This is a genomic window from Microbacterium sp. SLBN-146 (assembly GCF_006715145.1).
In the GTDB taxonomy this organism is placed as follows: domain Bacteria; phylum Actinomycetota; class Actinomycetes; order Actinomycetales; family Microbacteriaceae; genus Microbacterium.
Genome location: NZ_VFMR01000001.1, coordinates 600,423 through 621,055 on the forward strand (window position 1 = coordinate 600,423; position 20,633 = coordinate 621,055).

18 protein-coding genes are annotated in these 20,633 nt (G+C 70.2%); 5 read left to right on the forward strand and 13 right to left on the reverse strand.

From position 1 onward, the window contains the following. Positions 1-301: 301 nt before the first annotated feature. The 13 genes from FBY39_RS02495 to FBY39_RS02555 all read right to left on the reverse strand — a co-directional run bounded on the left by FBY39_RS02495 (position 302) and on the right by FBY39_RS02555 (position 14,887). Positions 302-1,396 carry a glycerate kinase gene (locus FBY39_RS02495; protein WP_141930090.1) on the reverse strand — a complete coding sequence of 365 codons (1,095 nt, stop codon included), beginning with the start codon at positions 1,394-1,396 and terminating at the stop codon, positions 302-304. Then, positions 1,393-2,442, reverse strand: a complete 1,050-nt coding sequence (locus FBY39_RS02500) for a LacI family DNA-binding transcriptional regulator (protein WP_141930091.1) — start codon at positions 2,440-2,442, stop codon at positions 1,393-1,395. The genes FBY39_RS02495 and FBY39_RS02500 overlap by 4 nt, the downstream gene beginning before the upstream one ends. Beyond that, a complete protein-coding gene (locus tag FBY39_RS02505) occupies positions 2,442-3,332 on the reverse strand; it encodes a sugar phosphate isomerase/epimerase (RefSeq protein WP_141930092.1) in 891 nt (296 codons plus the stop codon). The genes FBY39_RS02500 and FBY39_RS02505 overlap by 1 nt, the downstream gene beginning before the upstream one ends. Beyond that, positions 3,329-4,516, reverse strand: a complete 1,188-nt coding sequence (locus FBY39_RS02510; protein ID WP_141930093.1) for a dihydrodipicolinate synthase family protein — start codon at positions 4,514-4,516, stop codon at positions 3,329-3,331. Before FBY39_RS02510 ends, FBY39_RS02505 begins: the two co-directional genes overlap by 4 nt. A gap of 3 nt (positions 4,517-4,519) precedes the next feature. Next, the gene (locus FBY39_RS02515; protein ID WP_260837402.1) at positions 4,520-5,722 is read right to left on the reverse strand and encodes a Gfo/Idh/MocA family protein; all 1,203 of its coding nucleotides are present in this window, start codon (positions 5,720-5,722) and stop codon (positions 4,520-4,522) included. A gap of 104 nt (positions 5,723-5,826) precedes the next feature. After that, positions 5,827-6,483, reverse strand: a complete 657-nt coding sequence (locus FBY39_RS02520) for a hypothetical protein (RefSeq protein WP_260837403.1) — start codon at positions 6,481-6,483, stop codon at positions 5,827-5,829. A gap of 4 nt (positions 6,484-6,487) precedes the next feature. Then, on the reverse strand, positions 6,488-7,423 hold the full coding sequence (locus tag FBY39_RS02525) for a carbohydrate ABC transporter permease (RefSeq protein ID WP_141930094.1): 936 nt from the start codon (positions 7,421-7,423) through the stop codon (positions 6,488-6,490). After that, positions 7,420-8,415 carry a carbohydrate ABC transporter permease gene (locus tag FBY39_RS02530; RefSeq protein ID WP_141930095.1) on the reverse strand — a complete coding sequence of 332 codons (996 nt, stop codon included), beginning with the start codon at positions 8,413-8,415 and terminating at the stop codon, positions 7,420-7,422. Before FBY39_RS02530 ends, FBY39_RS02525 begins: the two co-directional genes overlap by 4 nt. A gap of 80 nt (positions 8,416-8,495) precedes the next feature. Further along, the gene (locus FBY39_RS02535) at positions 8,496-9,794 is read right to left on the reverse strand and encodes an ABC transporter substrate-binding protein (RefSeq protein WP_141930096.1); all 1,299 of its coding nucleotides are present in this window, start codon (positions 9,792-9,794) and stop codon (positions 8,496-8,498) included. A 195-nt stretch (positions 9,795-9,989) separates the two neighbouring features. Beyond that, positions 9,990-10,919, reverse strand: coding sequence for a hypothetical protein (locus FBY39_RS02540; RefSeq protein WP_260837404.1), 930 nt, complete (start codon positions 10,917-10,919; stop codon positions 9,990-9,992). Beyond that, positions 10,916-12,016, reverse strand: a complete 1,101-nt coding sequence (locus FBY39_RS02545; RefSeq protein WP_260837405.1) for a Gfo/Idh/MocA family protein — start codon at positions 12,014-12,016, stop codon at positions 10,916-10,918. Before FBY39_RS02545 ends, FBY39_RS02540 begins: the two co-directional genes overlap by 4 nt. Further along, the gene (locus FBY39_RS02550; RefSeq protein WP_141930097.1) at positions 12,013-12,891 is read right to left on the reverse strand and encodes a PmoA family protein; all 879 of its coding nucleotides are present in this window, start codon (positions 12,889-12,891) and stop codon (positions 12,013-12,015) included. The genes FBY39_RS02545 and FBY39_RS02550 overlap by 4 nt, the downstream gene beginning before the upstream one ends. A 220-nt stretch (positions 12,892-13,111) precedes the next feature. Next, complete coding sequence (locus FBY39_RS02555) at positions 13,112-14,887, reverse strand: ABC transporter ATP-binding protein (protein WP_141930098.1); 1,776 nt, start codon at positions 14,885-14,887, stop codon at positions 13,112-13,114. Between the two features lie 257 nt (positions 14,888-15,144). Between FBY39_RS02555 and FBY39_RS02560 the strand changes: the two genes are divergently transcribed. The 5 genes from FBY39_RS02560 to FBY39_RS02580 all read left to right on the forward strand — a co-directional run bounded on the left by FBY39_RS02560 (position 15,145) and on the right by FBY39_RS02580 (position 20,606). Beyond that, entirely contained in the window at positions 15,145-16,149 is a 1,005-nt protein-coding gene (locus FBY39_RS02560) for a LacI family DNA-binding transcriptional regulator (RefSeq protein WP_141930099.1), read from the forward strand. A gap of 257 nt (positions 16,150-16,406) precedes the next feature. Beyond that, on the forward strand, positions 16,407-17,738 hold the full coding sequence (locus tag FBY39_RS02565) for a Gfo/Idh/MocA family protein (RefSeq protein WP_141930100.1): 1,332 nt from the start codon (positions 16,407-16,409) through the stop codon (positions 17,736-17,738). Beyond that, complete coding sequence (locus tag FBY39_RS02570; protein WP_141930101.1) at positions 17,735-18,652, forward strand: NAD(P)-dependent oxidoreductase; 918 nt, start codon at positions 17,735-17,737, stop codon at positions 18,650-18,652. The genes FBY39_RS02565 and FBY39_RS02570 overlap by 4 nt, the downstream gene beginning before the upstream one ends. Then, a complete protein-coding gene (locus tag FBY39_RS02575; RefSeq protein ID WP_141930102.1) occupies positions 18,649-19,548 on the forward strand; it encodes a 5-dehydro-4-deoxyglucarate dehydratase in 900 nt (299 codons plus the stop codon). The genes FBY39_RS02570 and FBY39_RS02575 overlap by 4 nt, the downstream gene beginning before the upstream one ends. Further along, the gene (locus FBY39_RS02580; RefSeq protein WP_141930103.1) at positions 19,545-20,606 is read left to right on the forward strand and encodes a mandelate racemase/muconate lactonizing enzyme family protein; all 1,062 of its coding nucleotides are present in this window, start codon (positions 19,545-19,547) and stop codon (positions 20,604-20,606) included. The genes FBY39_RS02575 and FBY39_RS02580 overlap by 4 nt, the downstream gene beginning before the upstream one ends. Positions 20,607-20,633: the final 27 nt, after the last annotated feature.

Genomic DNA, 20,633 nt, shown 5'->3' on the forward strand with positions numbered 1-20,633 from the left:
ACTTTTTCGGGGCTCCTTTGGAAGCGCTCTCTCGCGATTGTTCGGGCGCTAACCCGCGATCGAAAGTCGGATCTCGATACGCGCCTGCGGCGCTACTCGATCACCGGTGAGGTGCGCACGCGGCGCTGCTCGATCAGCGGCGTGGGCAACCACCCCCGCTGGTCGAGTAGCCGCGGATCGGCGTATCGAGACCCGACCTGCGATGGGAGGTCGATCTCGATACGCGCCTGCGGCGCTACTCGATCAGCGGTGGGGTGCGCCTGCGGCGCTACTCGATCAGCGGTGGGGGCCGTTCCCCGGGTCAGCGGGTGGCGAGGGCGGTGGCGGCGGCGTGGAGCCAGAAGGCCGGGGTGGCGAGCGACGCGGCGGAGGAACCCGCGAGGGCGGTGAGCGAGACGGATGCCGCGAAGGCCGAGGTGTCGGCGTCGGGCGCGATCCGACCGGCCACCAGGGCCACCGGAACGGCATGACGGGCCGCGAGCGACGCGACGAACGAGGGGACCTTGCCCGCGGCGGACTGGCCGTCGAACGAACCCTCACCCGTCACGACGAAGTCGGCGGATGCCACGGCGCCCTCGAGTCCGATGAGTTCGGCCACCTCGGGAGCACCCGGCACGAGACGAGCGCCCCACGCCCGCAGCGCGAAGCCGGCGCCGCCGGCCGCGCCGGTACCGGGCTCCGATGGGTCCGCGGGCAACAGCGCGGCGTAGCGGGAAAGAGCCGCGTCCACAGACGCGATGCCCGCGGCATCCAGCCCCTTCTGCGGACCGAAGACGGCCGCCGCACCCCGGTCACCCAAGAGCGGGTTGGTCACGTCCGTGAGCACCACAACCCCCGCAGCAGGAAGCGGCACAAGTCCCGAGAGGTCAGCTCGCGCGATGTCGGCGAGCCCGCGGGCGCCCGCCACGGTCGCCTCCCCCGCCGCGCCGGTCAGCGACGCACCGAGCACACGCAGGAGGCCCGACCCGCCATCGGTCGACGCGCTCGACCCGATGCCGAGCACGAGGCGTTCCGCGCCAGCCGCGAGCGCCGCACGGATCGCCTGGCCGAAGCCCGTCGTATCGGCGTCCCAGGGCAGACGCCGCTCGCCCAGCAGCTCGATGCCCGACGTCGACGCGAGTTCGACGACAGCCGTGGCGGGGCTCCCGGGAAGCCGCAGCCACGCGGCATCCCTCAGCTCCCCATCGGGACCGGAGACGAGCACCGGGATGCGCTCGGCCCGGTCGACCGCGACGGCGAACGCGTCGAGCGTGCCTTCTCCCCCGTCGGCCATCGGCCGCTCGACGACGGTGGCATCCGGTTCGACGGACTTCCACCCCTCGGCGAACGCAAGCGAAGCGGCCGCGGCCGAGATCGAACCCTTGAAACTGTCGAGGGCGACGACGACGCGCGTCACAGTCCCGGCGTGCTGTCGCGCAGCTGCACTCTCAGTTCGAGCGAAGCGGAACCCGGGACCCACTCGTCGTCGATCGCGGCGTGCAGGCTCTGGTAGCCGAACTCCTCGAGCGGTACGTGCACGGTCGTGAGCGCGGGTGTGACGTCGCGGCTCGTCGGGATGTCGTCGAAGCCCGCGAGCGCGATGTCCGATCCCGCCTCCCGTCCTGCCGCGCGCAGCGCCGTGAGCGCACCGATCGCGATGACGTCGTTGACTCCGAAGACGACCGTTCCCGGCTCGACTCCGTCAGCGAGCGCCCGGCCCATGAGCCGCTCGCCCTCGTCGCGGTTGAACGCCCCGCGGTAGATCCGGTCGACGGACCCGCCCGCCGCAGTGAAGCCCGCGGTGAAGCCTTCGATGCGGTCGTCCGACGTGCGCAGACCCTCTTCGGCGCCGAGGATGATCGCGTGGCGGTATCCGCGTTCGGCGAGCGCGACGGCGAGCGCCCGCGAACCGCCGAGGTTGTCGATGCCGATCGAGCGGACGTCGCCCGCTCCGGGACCGAATGCCACGACGGCGCCGCCGTTGGCGATGAGGGCGTCGAGCTCGCGTTGCAGCTCGTCGCCCGACGAGGTGCTGCTGCGGGATCCCGCGAGAATGAGGCCGCGCGGACGCTGGCCGCGGAGCGCCCGGACGAGTCGGATCTCGCGGACGGGGTCGCGCTCCGTGATCGCGATCGTCATGACGAGACCCGCTTCATCGGCGCCGCGCGCGACACCCGAGGCGATCTGACCGAAGTAGGGGTCGGCGATGTCGGCCACGAGGAGCGCGATGATGGCCGAGGTGCCGCGAGCCGTGGCCTGGGCCGAGAGATTTGCGGTGTAGCCGAGCGCCGCGGCAGCGGCCTCGACACGGCCGCGGTACGACTCGGCGACCTTGCGCGTCGAGCCGTTGAGCACGCGCGATGCGGTCGCGAGGGACACACCGGCCTCGCGTGCGACGTCATGGAGCGTCGCGGCGGCGGTGCGCGGGCGGCCCTTGCCCGCGTCGACGGTCGTGTCGGTCATCACGCTGAGTCTAGGACCGCCGCGAGGTGCGGTGAGACGGCCGCGCCGAAGGTCTCCGCCGTGCGCCGGACGACGCGCGCGGGGTCGTCCGCCCAGATGTCGGCGTTGAAGATCTCGACCTCGATATCGCCCGTGTAGCCCGCGGACTCGACGGCGCGCGTCAGCGTCGCGAAGTCGATGACACCGTCGCCCGGGTAGTGACGACTGAGCAGCACGTCGGCGGGGAGCGGCGTCTTCCAGTCGCACACCTGATACGTCGCGATGCGGCCCTCGCGACCGGCGCGCTCGATCTGCGTCAGCACCTCGGGATCCCAGAAGATGTGGAACGTGTCGACCGCGGCGCCGACGACGGCGGCGTCGAAGTCGGCCGCGATGTCGAGCGCCTGACCGAGCGTCGAGACGACGGCGCGATCCGAGACGTACATGGGATGCAGCGGCTCGATCGCGAGCGTCACCCCGGCTGCTGCGGCATCCGGTGCGAGCTCTCCGATCGCATCGCGCACGCGTTCCCGTGCACCCGCGAGATCACGCGACCCCTCGGGGAGCCCACCCGCCACGAGCACGAGGATCGCGGTCGACCCGTCGGCGCCGGCGGCGGCGAGGGTCGCCGTCTCTTCGATCGCTCGGCGGTTGTCGTCGAGCGCGGCGCGGCGCTCAGGTCCGTCGGGGAGCGTGAAGAACCCGCCGCGGCAGTGCGTCGTGAAGCGGAGCCCCGAGCCGGCGAGCATCCGTGCTGCGACGTCGAGACCGACGGCGTTGACGGGCTCCCGCCACAGGCCGATCGCCTGGACGCCGGCCGCCGCCGTCACCCGCAGCGCCGTCGCGAGGTCGGCGTGCTTGATCGTCGCCTGGTTGATCGACAGCCGCGGGTCGACCGCGCCGCCGCTCATGCGAGCACCCCCGGCACGTCGATGCCGTTGTGGCGCAGCATCCCGTGCCAGCGGAGCATCGCGAGCTCGGGTCGCTCGAGGGCGCGCGCGTCGTTGGCGAGCTCGACGATGCGGCTGAGGTGCGGAAGGCTCCGCGCCGAGTGCAGTCCGCCCACCATCTGGAACGCCGGCTGATGTCCATTGAGCCACGCGAGGAACGCGACACCCGTCTTGTAGTAGAACGTCGGCGCGGCGAAGACCTGGCGGCTGAGCTCCTCCGTCGGTCCGAGGATCTCGAGGTAGCGCGCCGGATCCCCCGCGTCGAGGGCCTGGATCGCCGCGGATGCCACGGGAGTGAGCGCCGCGAACGCACCCAGGAGCGCGTCGGAGTGGCTGTCGCCCCGCCCGACGGTGTCGCCACCGATGAGATCGACGTAGTTGAAGTCGTCGCCCGTGAACATCCGGACACCCTCGGGCAGACGCTCGCGCACGGAGATCTCCGACGCGGCATCCAGCAGGCTCATCTTGACGCCCGCCACCTTGTCGACGTTCTCGTCGATGATCTCGAGAAGGACATCGGATGCCGCGCGCCAGTCGACCGCGCCGAAGTAGCCCTCGAGCGACGGATCGAACGCCGTGCCGAGCCAGTGCAGCACGACGGGCCCGGATGCCGCGCCGAGCACCTCGCGATAGACGCGGCGGTAGTCGTCGGCCGACTCGGCGGCGCGGGCGAGGTGACGCGAGGCCATGAGCACGGGACCCGCGCCCTGCTCCTCGGTGAAGTGGAGCTGCGTCTTGTAGGCGTCGATGACCTCGTCGATCGAGATGTGCTCCGCCTCGACGTGATCGGTGTTGACGCCGACGACGACCGAGCCGCCTTCTTCGCGGGCGACCTCGGCCGACCGCGAGATGAGCTCACGCGTCGCCGCGGCATCCAGTCCCATGTTGCGCTGCGCGGTGTCCATCGCGTCGGCGACGCCGAGGCCCCAGGAGTAGACGGCGCGACGGAAGTCGAGCGTCGCATCCCAGTCGACCTCCGCAGGCCTTCCGGGAGTGTTGTCGGCCCATGTGAGCGGCACGACATGCGCGGCGGCGTACGCGACGCGACTGTGCAGCGGGCCGTCGGGCTTCGTGTAGCCCGGGGATTCGTTGAGGTCCGCCGTGGAGGTGGCCCCCTCGGCGGTGAGGAGCGTCAGCTGCGGCATGGCTCAGTCCAGCGTCAGCGAGGGGATCTCGACCTTGCGGCCCTCGCGGCTCGACTGCAGTCCTGCCTCGGCGAGGAGGACGCCGCGCGCACCCGACAGCAGGTCGAACTCGTACGGGGTGTCGAGCGCGAACGAGAGGAGGAACTCCTCCCACTGCTGGCGGAAGCCGTTCTGGAACACCTCGTTCGTGGGCACTCCGGCCCAGTCGGCGTCGTAGTCGTGGTCATCGGCGAGGTCGGGGTTCCACACGGGCTTCGGCGTCGCGTTGCGGTGCTGGATCTTCGCACCGAAGAGCCCGACGACAGCCGAGCCGTGCGTGCCGTCGACGTGGAACTCGACGAGCTCGTCACGGTTGACGCGTACGGTCCACGACGAGTTGATCTGCGCGACGATGTCACCGTCGAGCTCGAAGATGCCGTAGGCGGCGTCTTCAGCGGTCGCCGTGTAGTGCTCGCCGTTCTCGTCCCAGCGGTCCGCGATGTGGACGGCCGCCTGCGCGTAGACCGACTTCACGTCGCCGAAGAGGTTCTCCAGCACGTAGTTCCAGTGCGGGAACATGTCGACGATGATGCCGCCGCCGTCTTCGGCGCGGTAGTTCCAGGACGGTCGCTGCGCGGGCTGCCAGTCGCCCTCGAAGACCCAGTAGCCGAACTCGCCGCGCACGGAGAGAATGCGGCCGAAGAACCCGGAGTCGATGAGGCGCTTGAGCTTCTGGAGGCCCGGCAGGTACAGCTTGTCGTGCACGACACCGGTCTTGACGCCCGCGGCGGCGGCGAGCTTCGCGAGCTCCAGCGCCTCGGCGGCCGTCTCGGCCGTCGGCTTCTCGGTGTAGATCGTCTTGCCGGCCGCGATGGCACGGCGGAGCGCCGACGCGCGAGCCTTCGTCACGAGGAAGTCGGCGTAGATCTCCCATCGGGGATCGGCCAGAGCGGCATCCAGATCCGTCGTGTAGTCCTCGATGCCGTGCTTCGCGGCGAGCTCGGCGAGCTTCGCTTCGCTCCGGCCGACGAGGAGCGGCTTGACCGTGAGCTTCGTGCCGTCGGGAAGGTCGATGCCCCCGGCGTCGCGGATCGCGAGGATCGAACGCACGAGGTGCTGGCGGTATCCCATACGGCCCGAGACACCGTTCATGATGATGCCGACCTCGCGCACGCGGGGACGGGCATCGGCCTCGACCGGGACGGGGGTGAGAGTCGTGTCGCTCACGCGATCCTGCTTTCTTCGGTAGGCCCGCTCGACGGCGACGTGAGCGGGTAAACGCTTTCCAATAGTGAACCACAGCCGCGGGAGCACCCGCAACCGCGGAGGGGTCAGGTTCTGCTGCGCTCCGGGATGGCGACCGCCGCGAGGGCGGCGAGACCCAGAGCGGGGAGGAGCAGCGGGGGCAGCGCCCACGTCACAACCCCCACGAAGACGGCCGTCGAGGCCAGGTAGAGCACACCTCGCACGTCGTTCCGAAGCGCATTCGGCACGGCGCGGAGCGCACCACGCCAGCCGTTCTCGGGAGTCCACGCCGCACTCGCGGAGAGCACGACGATCGCGACCGCGGCGAGCCCCGACCATCCGACCGCCTCGATGACGACGCCACCCGGCAGGAATCCGCTCCGCGCGAGGTCGATGTCGAGCAGCAGCAGGAGCGTCAGAACGACCGCGACGATACCGACGACGGTGCCGCCGAAGAGCGACGCACGCACATCGCGCCAGAAGAGCGCGAGGGCCGAGTCCTCTCCCGCGATGTAGCGCCGCAGGTGCCGCATCCCCGCCGCGAGGCCCGCGGGAAGCGTGACGACGACGATGCCGACGAGGGCGATGAGGAGCCCGATCATGAGCACCTCACCGAAGAGGGCGAACTTCGCCGCGGCCCCGGGGAACCGCGCGGGAGGCCGCTCGTCGAGGGTCGGACCGCTGCCGCTGATGTCGGCCCGCACGGCGGCCCGATGCTCGCGTCTTGTCGTGATGGCGCCCACGGCCCTACCCCTTGAGTCCCTGCGTCGCGACGCCGTTGACGAGGAAGCGCTGGAACACGAGGAAGAACAGCAGCACGGGGATCAGGGCGATGAAGGATGCCGTGACCGTCGCGCCGTAGTCGCTGGTCGACGTCTGGTCGTTGTACAGGCGCAGCGCGATGGGGAGCGGATAGTTGTCGGGGCTCGTCAAGTACAGCAGCGGACCGAGGAAGTCGTTCCACGACCAGATGAACGCGAAGATCGCGCACGTGATGAGCGCCGGCTTGATGAGGGGCAGGATGACGGACCAGAAGATCCGGATGTGTCCCGCGCCGTCGATGCGCGCTGCTTCGTCCATGTCGCGCGGAAGCTGACGGATGAACTGCACGAGGAGGAAGACGAAGAACGCCTCGGTCGCGAGGAACTTCGGCAGCAGCAACGGCACGAAGGTGTCGATGAGATCGAGCTGGTTGAAGATCAGGTACTGCGGGATGATCACGACGTGGAACGGCAGGAGGAGCGTGCCGATCATCGCGGCGAAGAAGATCCCGAGACCCTTGAACTGGATGCGACCGAACGCGTAGGCGGCGAGGGATGCCGAGAACACCGTCCCGATGACAGTGCCGACGGCGATGATGAGGCTGTTCGCGAAGAAGCGCCACATCGGGACGCCCGCGATCCCCTCCATGACCTTGATGTAGTTGTCGACGGTCGGCGCGTCGGGAAGCAGTCCCAGGTTCGATCCGAACTCGCTGTTGGGCTTGAACGTCGAGAACAAGAGCCACACGAGCGGATAGAGCACGACGGCGGTGATGGCGATGAGCACGACGAACCAGACGACGGTCTGCCACGTGCCGCGCTTCACGCGTCGCCGCTGCGGGGCGGGACCCTGCTTGGCATCGGGGTCGACCTGGTTCTCGACCTGGACGAGGGCGTTCTCTGCGAAGGATGCGGTGCTCATCGGTTGTCTCCCGCGTAGTGGACCCAGTTGCGCTGCGTGCGGAACAGGATGAAGGCGATGATCGCGACGACGATCAGGAGCACCCAGGCGATCGCCGCGGCATACCCCATCTGGCCGTCACTGAACCCGCGCTTGTAGAGATACAGGGTGATGAAGTTGGTCATTCCGGCCGGGCCGCCCGAGCCGTTCGAGATGATGTAGGCCGACGCGAACACCTGGAAGGCGTTGATGAGGCCGAGGAGCAGGTTGAAGAAGATGACCGGCGACAGCATCGGGAGCGTCACGGCACGGAACCGGTGCCACGAGTTGGCGCCGTCCATCTCCGCGGCCTCGTAGAGCTCGCGCGGGATCTGCTTGAGACCCGCGAGGAAGATGACCATCGTGGCGCCGAACTGCCACACGGCGAGGAGGATCATCGCGGGGAGGACGAGCGACGGGTTCCCGATCCAGCCGCCGAGGTTGATGCCGAAGAACGAGAGCGACGTGTCGACGGGACCCTCGTTGGCGAACATCGCCCGCCACACGATCGCGACCGACACCGACCCGCCGATGAGCGACGGCGCGTAGAAGGCGGAGCGAAAGAAGCCGGCGCCCTTGTCGCGGAAGTTGAGGAGCATCGCGACGCCGAGTGCTGCGGCCAGCATGATCGGCGTGCCGATCAGCACGTAGACGAGCGTGATCTGCGCCGACTGGATGAAGTTCGGGTCGTTCGTGAAGAGACGGACGTAGTTGTCGAATCCGACCCAGCGCGGCGGAGTGAAGATGTTGTACCGGGTGAACGACAGGTACAGCGAGTAGACCATCGGCACGATCGTCAGACCGAAGAAGCCGATGAGCCACGGCACGAGGAACCCGTAGCCGGCGAACGTCTCCTTCCGCGCGCGGGCCCGCGCCTGAGGCCGGTCCGCCGAGGTCTCCGGCCGATTCCGGCGGAAGAGGGACCTGCGCGACGGCTTGCCCGTCACGATGACTCTCGTCGCAGTTGTACTCACGTCGACACTCCTGGGAACGATGCTGACAGAGGTCCGGGTCCGGACGACGCCGCAGCGGCGGCATCCGGACCCGGAGGGACTCAGGAACTGAGGACGACGTCCATCTCGGTGAAGAACTGCGAGACGGCATCCTCGACGGTGATCGTCCCGAAGCCGAGTTCGATGCCGAGCAGGCGGAACTTCTCCTCCAGCGAGCCGTAACCCACGATCGGAACGGGCGGGGCGTCGCCGAGACGGTCGGAGATCGACTCCTCGTAGGCGGCGATCTGCTCGCCGAGCGCATCGAGTTCCGCGCCCTCGAGCGCCGTCGTCGAGGCGGGGAGACCGCGGTTGGTGCCGAAGGCGGCGCCGGTCGCGGGCGAGTTCACGAGAAAGTTGAGGAGCGTGACCGCAGCTTCGGGGTGATCCGTGTTCGCCGCGACGGTGTGCAGCATCGAGGGCTTCAGGTAGAGGTCCTTCGCCCCTTCGACCGTCACGGGCGGGGCGACGAGGCCGAGCTCGGTGTACGCCTCGCCGAGGTTCCCGAGGTAGCCCGCGCCGAAGTTGTCCCACGTGAGCTCGCTCGTGGACTTGGCCGAGTCGAAGCCCGACAGCGGGTACGACTCTTCGAGCATCTGCTGGGGAACGGCGATGCCGTCGCGGACGTTCGCGCCGGACTCCCAGAAGGCCGCGAGCTCCTCCTCGGTGAAGTTCGGCTCGCCCTCGTCGGTGAACAGGTCCTTGCCGTTGGCACGCTGCTGGATCTCGAAGTTCTGGATGCGACCGGTGTAGTCGGTGCCGCCGAAGATCGTGCCGCCGCCGGCGGCAGTGACCTCTGCCATCCAGTCGTCGTAATCCGCCCAGCTGCCGCCGCCCTCGTAGGGCTCGACGCCGACCTGCTCGAGGAGCGTCGGGTTGAGGTACATGCCCCACGCGTTGGTGGAGGTTGCGATGCCGGTCGTGACGCCGTCGACGACGCCGATGCCGAGGATGTTCTCGCTGAGCGGCTCGGTGTCGATGATGTTGCCGAGGTACGGGTCGAGGTCGAGGAGCAGACCGTTCTGCGAGTACTGGCGCATGTAGGAGTAGTCGAACTGCATGACATCGGGGAGGTCGCCACCGGCCGCTTCGACCTGGCGCTTCTCCCAGAACTCGGGGTAGCCGAGGAACGAGACGTTGACCGTGATGTTGGGGTATTCCTCGTTGAAGGCTGCGATGGCCTCGTCGTACATCTCGGCACGCACGTCGTTGCCCCAGAACGCGAAGTCGAGAGTGACCTCTTCGTTCGGGTCGTACGTCTCGGCAGGCTGCGAGGAGCCGCCGCCGGCGCAACCGGCGAGGACCAACGCGGCACCGGTCGCGAGTGCTGCGACCGACAGAATCCGCTTCTTGCTGAACATCCTTGTCCTTTCTTGTGAACGTCTGCGTTCCGTTGTCGTCCGCGACATCCATTGTCCGTGGTGCGGTGTGGCGACGGTCCCGTGATGCGGGTCGGGAAAGCGCTTGCCGGTAACCGTACTACGCGGTGAATCGTTTCGCAAGCAATGGAGGGAAAACGTTTCCCGCTCGTGATTCTCCGTCGTTCCCGCTGGGAATCAGCCGTGCGCGACAAGGCGACCGGCCTCGACGACGAGCCGCGTGCGATAGACCGCGCACCGCCGATCGTCGACGGATTCCGCCTCCACATCGGGAACGTAGGCGGCGCTCGGATGCCCGAAGTAGCAGAACCAGAGGTCGTCGCCATCGCGAACCGCGGACCCGTGATGCCCGAACCCCGGGCCGGCGACCTCGCCCGCGCCCAGGATGACGGCATCCTGATCACCCTGACGGGTCCACGCGATCGCGTCGTCGGAGCGGTACACGGCCATCCCCCGCCATTCGTCGACGACCATCCACCACGCACCACCGAGCTCGAAGACGCACGGGCCCTCATGGGGGCGCCCACCGATCGCGACGCCCTCCACCCGCCAGTGCTCGAGATCGGCGGATACCGCGACCTTCGTCACCGACTCCGCGGCCTCGTCCTTGAACCACAGGCGCCAGAACCCGTCCGGAGTGCGGGCGACGGCGGCATCGATGACGCGATCGCTCGAGAGCGGCAGCGGACCACGACGCTCCCAGCGGCGCAGGTCGGCCGAGCGGTACTCCACGATCTCGCGGGCGAACCCCGGCCAGCGATCGGGAACCCCGTCGATCTCGGTGACGTACATGCGCCACCCGGTGCCGTCGTGGATGACGTCGGGCGCCCAGTAGGTGCGGTCGACCCGCGGGGGCGGACCGTCGGCATCGAGCGTGAAGCCCGCGGCATCCGGCTCGAGGGTGCCCGCGTAGTCCCAGTCGACGCCGTCATCGGAGCGGGCGACCCCGATGCGGGAGCCGTGCACCCACGCGACGCCGGGCCCGGGATCGGGGTGCGTCGCGCGACGCTGCGTGTAGAACATCCACCAGCCGTCGGGCGCGATGACGACGACGGGGTCGGTCGCTCCGTCGTATACGGGGTCGCGGTAGAGCTCTCGCGAGATCACGAGCGCAGGTCGGTGACGGGACTCGCGAAGCTTCGTCGATGCGTCGGATGCTCCGCCAGCAGGTCCGGCGTCACGACGGCGCCGTCGGCGGCGGCCGAGGCGTAGATCGCCGCGACGATCTCGAACGAGCGCGCCGGATCCGAGGCCGTGTCGGGGAGGGGGCCGCCCTCGAGGAGCGCATCGAAGACGTCTCGGAGCAAGGGCGCGTGGTCGCTGCGCTCCTCCCCCTCGGGGAACGCCCAGTCCGCGGCATCCGTCTCGAAACCCGGCGCCGGCGTGATGCGCCAGTTCTCGTGCCCGTGCCCGTACAGGTGGTCGACCGTCACGGTCGCCTTCTGCGTGTCGATGCGGATCGAACTCGACTCGCGCGGCGAGACGGCGCTCGTCACGACCTGCGCGACGACCCCGTTCGCGAAGGTGACGGTCGCCGTCGAGACGTCCTCCGTCTCGGTCTCCCGATCGAGGCGCCACAGTCGCCCGTGCACGCTCGCCCAGTCGCCCAGGAGGTAGGCGAGCAGGTCGAGCTGATGGATGCCGTGGCCCAGCGTCGTCCCGCCGCCCTCGGTCGCCCACTTGCCACGCCACGGCACGGCGAAGTAATCCTCGCCGCGGAACCAGAGCGTCTGGCAGACGGCGAGCAGGGGGTGTCCGAGCGCACCGGACTGCAGGAGCCGGCGCACGTGGGCGGCCGCCGTGCCCGTCCGCTGCTGGAACACCACCGCGAGTTGCCTTCCCGCCGCCGCTGCGGCCGCACGCATCTCGTCGAGTTCGTCGAGCGACGACGCCGGCGGCTTCTCGACGACGACGTGGGCGCCCGCGGCGAACGCTTGGACGGTCTGATCGCGATGAACGCCGGGAGGCGTGCAGACGAGCACGACATCGGGATGCTCGGCCGTGAGGAGCTCCGCGAGGTCGTCGTAGACCGCTGGCACGCCATAGCGGTCGGCGAAATCCTCGGCCTCCGGGCGCGTGAGGTTGGTGACGGCGACGATCTCGGCGCGGGGATGCGCCGCGACAGCGCGGGCGTGAAGATTCGCCACCGCGCCCGTGCCGACGAGGGCGACGCGCAGGGTTTGAGTCATCGGGCGGTCTGTCATCGGGCGGTCTCCTTGACGGGGGCGGATGCCGCGGACCGCAGCCGCGCGATGAGATCGGCGTCTGCCACGTACGGAGCGACGTCCCCGTCGGCGACGAGGATCGCGGTGGAGAGCGCAAGGGTCTCGCCCGGCTCGACGACCGTCTCGTCGAAGAAGAAGGGGGCGGGGCCGAGTCCGGCGTACTCCGCCGTCCGCGCGAACCAGGGGGCCGTGGCATCCGTTGCGATCATGACGACGCCGGCGTCCGCCGCCTGCGCTGCGAGCCACGGCGACGGCCTGCCGCGGGCTGCGTCGTCGACGCGGCCGTCGGGGCCGAGGATCGGAGCACCCGTGAAGGCGGCGGGGCCGCGCCAGAAGATGCCCGCGTAGCCGGCATCGGGGCGGCCCCGCGAGGTGGGGGAGCCGAAGGCCAGTGCGGCGTCGGTCTCGTTGCGGAGGGCGCTGTGCCACGTGAGTGCCCAGGCGGCGGCGTCGACCTCGTGGGCGATGAGGGTGCGGTGCTCCGTCAGGACGCGTTCGCCGGCCTGCGAGGTCCAGTCGAGGCGCTCGGACGCCGTCGCGCCGCCGAGGTCGAATGAGCGGTGCTGCTGCGCGCCGTTGTTGGGGAGCTGTACGTAGCCCTCGCCGGCAGTATAGGTCGGGCCGCCCCAGAAGTTGTGCGATCCAACGTGGGGCAGCGCGAGGGAGAGGCCCTTGTGCCAGACGTGATCGGCCGGCCGGTACGCCGTCACGTCGCGGCCGGCGGGGGTGCGCAGCAGCGCGTACGGTCGCGGCGATTCGACCGCGGCATCCGTGGGTCTGTAGACGTACTCGAGCAGCTCGCGCGCATCGCGGCGAAGCACGAGGCGCCCGGCGCCGTCGTCGTGGAAGTGCATGGAACCTCCGCCATGAGGGGACCCTCCCCACTCTACGATCCCACCGCGGAAAGCGCTATCCAAGGTCGGTGCCTGTTTGCCGAGAAGACTCGAACCGTCGTTTTGCGAGCGATAAGTCGACAGAACGGGTCTTCTCGGCGGATGAAGCCGAGGCACGCGAGGGCGGCGACGGCAGCGGCAGCGGCAGCGGCAGTGGCAGTGGCAGTGGCAGCGGCAGTGGTCAGACGAGGCCGGATTGGGTGAGGTGGAGGTGGGCGTAGCGGCCGTCGGCGTCGAGGAGCTCCGCGTGGGTGCCCTGCTCGACGATGCGGCCGTCCTCCAGCACGACGATGCGGTCGGCTTGGCGGATGGTCGACAGCCGATGCGCGACGACGAGAGTCGTGCGTCCGCGCATGAGACGAGCGAGCGCTTCCTTCACGAGCCCCTCGGACTCGGGGTCGAGCGCCGAAGTCGCCTCGTCGAGAAGAAGGATGCGCGGGTCCCGCACGAGCGCACGCGCGATCGCGAGCCGCTGTCGCTGACCTCCCGAGAGGCGCGCACCCCGCTCGCCGACGACCGTGTCCCACCCCTGTGGCTGCGCCTCGACGAACTCGAGCGCGTTCGCGTCGCGGAGCGCCCGGACGATGCGTTCGTCGTCGAGGTGCGGCATCCCGTAGGCGATGTTCTCGCGGATCGTCCCCTCGAACAGCACGGATTCCTGCGGCACGACGGACACGAATCGCCGCGCCGTCCGCAGATCGAGTTCGCTCATGTCGACGCCGTCGAGGAGCAGGCGCCCGCCCGTCGGCCGCACGAACCCCAGCACGAGATTGAGCAGCGTGGACTTGCCCGACCCCGACGATCCGACGAATGCGACGGTCTCGCCGGGCGCGATGTCGAGGTCGATCGCGTGCAGCGCGTCACGGTCGGAGCCGGCGTAGCGATGCGACGCACGGTCGAGACGGATGCTGCCGTCGACACGCTCCACGATCCGCTTGCCTTCGTTCTGCTCGAGATCGGGCTCCTGCATCACCTCGGCGATCGACCGGACCGACTCGAGCCCGCGCGCACCGACCGGGATGAGCATGAGCAGCTGGGTGAGGCCCTGGGTGAGCAATGTGAAGTACGTCGAGAGCAGCACGACTTCTCCGGGGGTGATGGGAAGGATGCCGGTGAGCGAGAACACCGCCGCGAGAACGAGGCATCCGACCCCCAGCAACTGCATCGACACCCACGACAGCGACGCGACATGGCCGTTGAGCAGGTCGAGTCGGAAACCCGCCTCGCGCACGCCGTCGGCACCGTGCGCGACGCGGGATACAGCCGTCGCCTCGAGTCCGTGCGCGCGGGTCACGGGGATGAGGGATGCCATCTCGCCGACGCGCGCCGAGAGGGTCTCGACCTCACGGCGGAAGGCCTCGTTGCGCACCTGCGAGCGGTTGCGCATGCCGTAGCGGATGCCGATGGCGATCGGCACCGCGAGGGCGTACACGGGAAGGAACTCCGGCACGAGGATCGCGGTCATGGAGATGGCGCCGATCATCACCATGGTGGCCGACAGCAGCGGGTGGGTCACCTGCTGCAACATCAGCTCGACGTTCTCGACGTCGCGGACGACCTTCGTCTGCACGATCGAGGAGCTCACCCTCGTGTGGTAGCCGATCGACAGGCTCTGCAGACGCGCGGCGAGCGCGTTGCGGAGGTCGGCGCCGGTGTCACGCACGACCCGCATGAAGTTGCGCGTGTAGAGGATGTGGTTCGGATAGTTCTGCAGCAGGAGGACCACCGCGAGCGCGAACCACCACAGCACGATGGTGACGTCACCGCCGTCGGCGACGACGTCGATGATGGCGGCGGTTGCGACCGGCAGGAACCACAGCGGGATCTCCTTCATGGTGAAGGCGACGAGTGCGATCGCGATGCGCCACGGACGGCGCGCGAGCAGCCGCAGCACCGATCGAGTCGGGTGTGCACCGTCGATCAGGTCCGCGGGATTGGAAAACGCTTTCCTTGCCACGCGTCTATCGTACGCGGATCCGGGGTCGCGCGCGGCGCCACTTCCCCCACCGGCGCCACCTTCCCGGCGCGACCGCTTCACCCCCGGGCCGGCGCGACCGCTGCGCGCGCCGCGCTTGCTGCGAGCCCGGCCTGCGGCATCCGGTTCACTTGTCTCGAAAGGCGACCTCGCGGCCGACGAGCCCGCCCTTTGAGACTCCTGAACCCACGGCGAAAGCGTTTCCTGGCTCGATAGGCTGACGGGCGATCGGAGGGGACATGGCAGAGACTTCACGCCGCGTGCGCATCACGGATGTCGCGAAGGCGGCAGGCGTTTCGCTCGCCACGGTCTCACGGGTGATGAACGGCAACGCGACCGTCGATGCGAGCCTCGCCGAGCGCGTCCGATCGGTGGCCGCCGACCTCGGTTACAGCGCGAGCCCCCTCGCCCGGAGCCTCGTCCTCGGCCGCACGCAGACCATCGCGGTCGTCGTCCCCGACCTCGCCAACCCCACTTTCCAAGCGATCCTCCGCGGCATCAGTCGGGCCGCTGCTGCCGACGGATACCACGTCCTCATCGCCGACTCCGCCGAGCAGGTCGCCGAGGAGCGGGTCCTCGCCGAGGAAACGCGGCGCCGCACGGACGGCGTCATCCTCTGCGCACCGCGCCTCGCCCAGGACGAGCTCGCCCCGCTGCTCACCCTGCTGACTCCCGTCGTCGTCATCAACAGGGGCCGTCAGGATGCCGTGCCGGTCATCGCCGCCGACTATCGGCACGCGCTCGGCGGCCTCGTCGAGCACTTGTACGACCTCGGACACCGCCGCGTGGCGTTCCTCGCCGGCGTCGCCCGCAGCGCCTCGAATGCCGCGCGTCTCGCCGCCCTCGACGACGCGCGCGCCACGCACGCCGACCTCGAGGTCGTCGTGGTCCCCTCCGGCGTCGACTTCGACAGCGGAGCGGGAGCCGTCGACGCCGTGCTCGGCACGGGGGCGACCGCCGTGCTGGCGTTCAACGACCTCGTGGCGATGGGACTGCTGTCGTCGCTCGCCGATCGCAGCGTCCGCGTTCCCGACGACCTGTCGGTGGTGGGCTTCGACGACATCCCGTTCGCCCGCTACACCTCCCCGGCGCTCACGACGGCAGCCGTTCCCGCGGGGGAGCTCGGCGCACAGGCGTGGGCGGCACTCCACGCTCTCCTCACCGGCACCACCCCTCAGCCGTTCGTGTCGCTGACCCCCGAGGTCGTCGTCCGCGCGAGCACAGGCCCCGCCCCCTCCCTCTAGCCCCTTCCTCCCGCCCCTCCCCCCTCCCCCCTCCCCGCCTTCCCCCATCGACTTGTCGTACATGGCGGCTTCGCAGGCCATCCGCGCAGCATTTGGGGCAAGTCGATTCCCGAGGGGTGTAGCGGGGCGCGGTGGCGCGGGGGGCGAGGGAGGAGGGGAGGAGGGGAGGAGGGGAGGAGGGGAGGAGGGGAGGAGGGGAGGAGGGGAGGGGCGGATGCTACGCTGAGAAAACGTTTCCTGAGATTCGGAGAGCACCCATGGACCGCACGCGGTATGCCGTCGTCGGAGCCGGCCACCGTTCCCAGATGTACGTCGATGCGATCGCGGGCATCTACGCCGCGCACGCCGAGCTCGTCGCGATCTGCGAGCCGAACCCCGTCCGCGCCGCGCGCGCGGCCGAGCGTGCCGTCGCCCAGGGTGCCCCGGCGCCGAGCACGTGGCATCCCGATCGCCTCGAAGACCTGATCCGCGACGAGCGCATCGACCGCGTCGTCATCACCGCCCGCGATGACCTCCACGCGCCGCTCATCGTGCGCGCCCTCGACGCGGGCGCCGACGTCGTCGTCGAGAAGCCCCTCACGATCGATGCCGAGAGCGCCGCGGCGATCGAGGATGCCGTCGAGCGCACGGGCCGCGACGTGCTGCTGACGTTCAACTACCGCTACTCGCCGCGCAATAGCGCACTGCGGAAGGTCATCCAGGACGGGCTCATCGGTGACGTCACGTCGATCGACTTCCAGTGGATGCTCGACACGAAGCACGGCGCGGACTACTTCCGCCGCTGGCACCGTGAGAAGGAGCACTCGGGGGGACTCCTCGTCCACAAGTCGAGCCACCACTTCGACCTCGTGAACTGGTGGATCCGCTCCACGCCGCGGCGCGTCTACGCGTCGGGCGGGCTCCGCTTCTATGGCGCCGAGAACGCCGCCGCGCGCGGCGAGGCACCCCGCCCGGAGCGCGGGACGCACGACGGCGCACACGACGGCTTCGACCTCGACCTGCGCGAGCATCCGCATCTGTCCGAGCTGTACCTCGACGCCGAGGGCCACGACGGATACTTCCGCGACCGCGACGTCTTCGGCGAGGGCATCACGATCGAGGATAACCTCGCGCTCGTCGTCGACTACCGGAGCGGCGCGACCCTCAGCTACTCGCTCAACGCGCACGCGCCGTGGGAGGGCTACCGCGTCGCCGTCAACGGCACGAAGGGCCGCGTCGAGCTCGACGTCGTCGAGCGCGGTGCCGTGCTCGAGGCGGAAGGGCTCCACCCCGTGCTCGACCCGAGCGCCGTCGACGCCGGCTCGTCGGGCTCACTCCGCCCGGAGGGCGAACGCCTCCTGCTGCAGCGCCATTGGGAGGCGCCCGTCGAGGTCGAGATCGTGAGTGGCGAAGGCGGCCACGGCGGCGGCGACGCGATCCTCCTCTCCGACGTCTTCGTCGGTCCCGGCGACGACCCGCTCGGGCGGCCCGCGAACTGGCGCGACGGCGTGCAGTCGATCGCCGTCGGCATCGCGGGCAACCGCTCCCTCGAGACGGGCCTGCCCGTCGAGGTCGCCGATCTCGGCGTGCGGCTGCTGGCGGCACCGTGACCCGCATCGTCGTGACGGGCGGCGCGGGACGCCTCGGCCGGAGCCTCGTGGCGGGTCTCACGGCGCGGGGACACGAGCTCGTGTCACTCGACCGGATCGTGACGGATGCCGCGGAGCTCGACGGCGTCGAACAGGTCGCCGTCGACCTCTCCGACGCCGACGCGACGCTCGACGCGCTCCGCGCCGCGCGCGCCGACGCGCTCGTGCACCTCGCCGCGATCGCCGTGCCGTTCAGCGCGCCCGAAGACGTCATCCTCCGCACGAACGCGGGGCTTGCGGCATCCGTTCTGGGCGGGGGCGTCGCGGCCGGAATCCCGAGAATCGTCGCCGCCTCGAGCCCGACGGTGCTGGGTTACGGCGCACCTGCCGGCTGGGTGCCCGAGCACTTCCCGCTCGACGAGGAGACGACGCCGAAGCCCTGGAACGCCTATGCGCTGTCGAAGCTCGTCATCGAGCAGTCGATCCGGATGCTGCAGCGGCAGACGGGCGACGCGGTCCACTTCGCCGCTTTCCGCCCCTGCTACGTCATCGCGCCGGAAGAGTGGGCGGGCGCGCCCACGCAGCAGGGCCACACGGTGCGTGAGCGCCTCGACGACCCGGCGCTGTCGGCTCCCGCGGTCTTCAACTACGTCGACGCGCGCGATGTCGCGGCCTTCGCGCATCGACTTCTCGAGGCGCTTGGCGACATCCCCAACGGCGAGGTCTTCTTCGTCTCGGCCGACGATGCCCTCGCGCGGCGGCCGCTCGCGGAGCTCGTCCCGGAGTTCTTCCCGGGAACGGACGTCGTCGCGCAGGCACTCACGGGCACGACCTCGGCCTTCTCCAGCGCGAAGGCGCGGCGCCTCCTGGGCTGGCAGCCCGCACACTCCTGGCGCACGGAACTCGCGCACGAACGATCGGACGTCCCCGCATGAACTTCGACGGCATCCTCTTCTTCCCCGTGACCCCGTTCCGCGAGAGCGGCACGATCGACCACGACCTGCTCGCACAGCACGTCGTCACGGGCGTCGACGCGGGCGCGGGCGGCGTCTTCCCGGCGTGCGGCACGGGCGAGTACCACGCGCTGTCGGCGGGCGAGGCGGCCTCCGTCGTCGGCACGGCGGTCGAGGCCGTCGGCGGACGGGTCCCCGTCATCGCGGGCTCGGGCGGCCCCCTCGGGCACGCCATCGAGGCCGGGCAGGGCGCCGCGGATGCCGGAGCGGACGCGCTCCTCGTTCTCCCGCCGTACCTCGTGGGCGGCACGCCGTCGGGGCTCGTCGCCTACGTCGAAGCGATCGCCGCGGCATCCGAACTGCCCGTCATCGTGTATCACCGCGGCACCGCCCAGTACTCGGTCGACACGATGCGCCGGCTCGCGGCGAACCCGCGCGTCGTCGGCTTCAAGGACGGCGTTGGCGACCTCGCGACGGCGCAGCTGATCGTGCGGGCCGTCGCGGCGGAGGGGCGCACCGACTTCGCCTTCTTCAACGGCCTCCTGACGGCCGAGCTGACGCAGGCGGCGTACCGCGGCGTCGGCATCCCCCTGTACTCGTCCGCGGCGTTCGCGATGATCCCCGATGTGGCGAACGCGTACTACCGCGCCTACATCGACGGCGACGAGGCCCGGCGCCTCGCGATCCTCGACGGCTTCTACACACCCCTCGTGGCCCTCCGCGACGAGACACCCGGCTTCGGCGTCTCGCTCATCAAGGCGGGGCTTCGGCTCGGCGGCCTGCCGGTCGGCGGCGTGCGGGCGCCGCTCGTCGACCCGACGCCCGAGCAGGAGGAGCGGCTCGCGGCGATCCTCGACGCCGGAAGAGCCCTGCTGTGACGACGATCGCCGCGTTCGACGCGCGCCTCGTGCGCGTGCCGCTGACGCGCCCGTGGGGTGCGGACGTCACGTCGGTAGGCGTCATCGCGACGCACGTCGTGCGCTCCGACGGCGCCGAGGGGTGGGGCTTCTCGTGGACGCCGCAGATCGGCGCCGAGGCCGTGCACGCGCTCCTGACACACGACATCGCGCCCGCGGCGATCGGGTCGGATGCCGACCCCGAGGCATCCTGGACCACCCGGTGGCAGCACCTCCACGAAGCCGGCGGCGGCGGTGTCACGACGATCGCCCTCGCGGGACTCGACCTGGCGCTGTGGGATGCCGCGGCCCGCGCGGCCGGAGAGGGAATCTCCGATCACCTCGGCCGGCGCCGCGACGCCGTGCGCGCCTACGGCAGCGGCGTGAACCTCCACTACGCGCTCGACGAGCTCCTCGCCCAGGTGCAGCGCTGGATCGACGCGGGCTTCACGGCGGTGAAGATCAAGGTCGGGAAGCCCGACCTGCGCGAGGACGTCGAGCGGGTCGCGGCCGTGCGGGAGCTCCTGGGCCCCGACCGCAGCCTCATGATCGATGCCAACCAGCGGTGGGACCTCGACCGGGCCACCACGGCGATCGACGCGCTCGCGCGGTTCGAGCCCGCGTGGATCGAGGAACCCCTCCGCGCCGACGACCTCGCGGGACACGCCGAGCTCGCGCGCCGAATCGAGGTGCCGATCGCGGTCGGCGAGAACCTCCACACCGCCCACCGTTTCGAGGAATACCTCCGCGCGGGGGCCGCGCAGATCGTGCAGCCCAACATCGTGCGGGTCGGCGGGATCACGCCGTTCCGGCGCATCGCACGACTCGCGGAAGAGCACGGCGTGCCGCTGCATCCGCATCTCCTCCCCGAACTCTCGGGCCAGCTCGCCCTGACGCTCGACGGCGACCCGTGGGCCGAAGACGTCGAGGATGCCGGGTTCGCCGACCTCGGCGCGCTGGTCGACGCGGCCCCGGTGGCCGTCGCGCATGGAATGCTGACGGTGGTCCCCCACGACGGCCTCGGCCTGCGCTTCCGCTGACCGCCCCCCTCCCGCCCCTCCGAAAGG

What these genes read in the sequence shown, in the direction of transcription:
- FBY39_RS02565 (WP_141930100.1), top strand. Translation starts at nt 16,407, where the DNA reads ATGGACCGCACGCGGTATGCCGTCGTCGGAGCCGGCCACCGTTCCCAG.
- FBY39_RS02575 (WP_141930102.1), top strand. Translation starts at nt 18,649, where the DNA reads ATGAACTTCGACGGCATCCTCTTCTTCCCCGTGACCCCGTTCCGCGAG.
- FBY39_RS02505 (WP_141930092.1), bottom strand. Translation starts at nt 3,332, where the DNA reads ATGAGCGGCGGCGCGGTCGACCCGCGGCTGTCGATCAACCAGGCGACG.
- FBY39_RS02560 (WP_141930099.1), top strand. Translation starts at nt 15,145, where the DNA reads ATGGCAGAGACTTCACGCCGCGTGCGCATCACGGATGTCGCGAAGGCG.
- FBY39_RS02525 (WP_141930094.1), bottom strand. Translation starts at nt 7,423, where the DNA reads ATGAGCACCGCATCCTTCGCAGAGAACGCCCTCGTCCAGGTCGAGAAC.
- FBY39_RS02545 (WP_260837405.1), bottom strand. Translation starts at nt 12,016, where the DNA reads ATGACAGACCGCCCGATGACTCAAACCCTGCGCGTCGCCCTCGTCGGC.
- FBY39_RS02500 (WP_141930091.1), bottom strand. Translation starts at nt 2,442, where the DNA reads ATGACCGACACGACCGTCGACGCGGGCAAGGGCCGCCCGCGCACCGCC.
- FBY39_RS02510 (WP_141930093.1), bottom strand. Translation starts at nt 4,516, where the DNA reads ATGCCGCAGCTGACGCTCCTCACCGCCGAGGGGGCCACCTCCACGGCG.
- FBY39_RS02535 (WP_141930096.1), bottom strand. Translation starts at nt 9,794, where the DNA reads ATGTTCAGCAAGAAGCGGATTCTGTCGGTCGCAGCACTCGCGACCGGT.
- FBY39_RS02550 (WP_141930097.1), bottom strand. Translation starts at nt 12,891, where the DNA reads ATGCACTTCCACGACGACGGCGCCGGGCGCCTCGTGCTTCGCCGCGAT.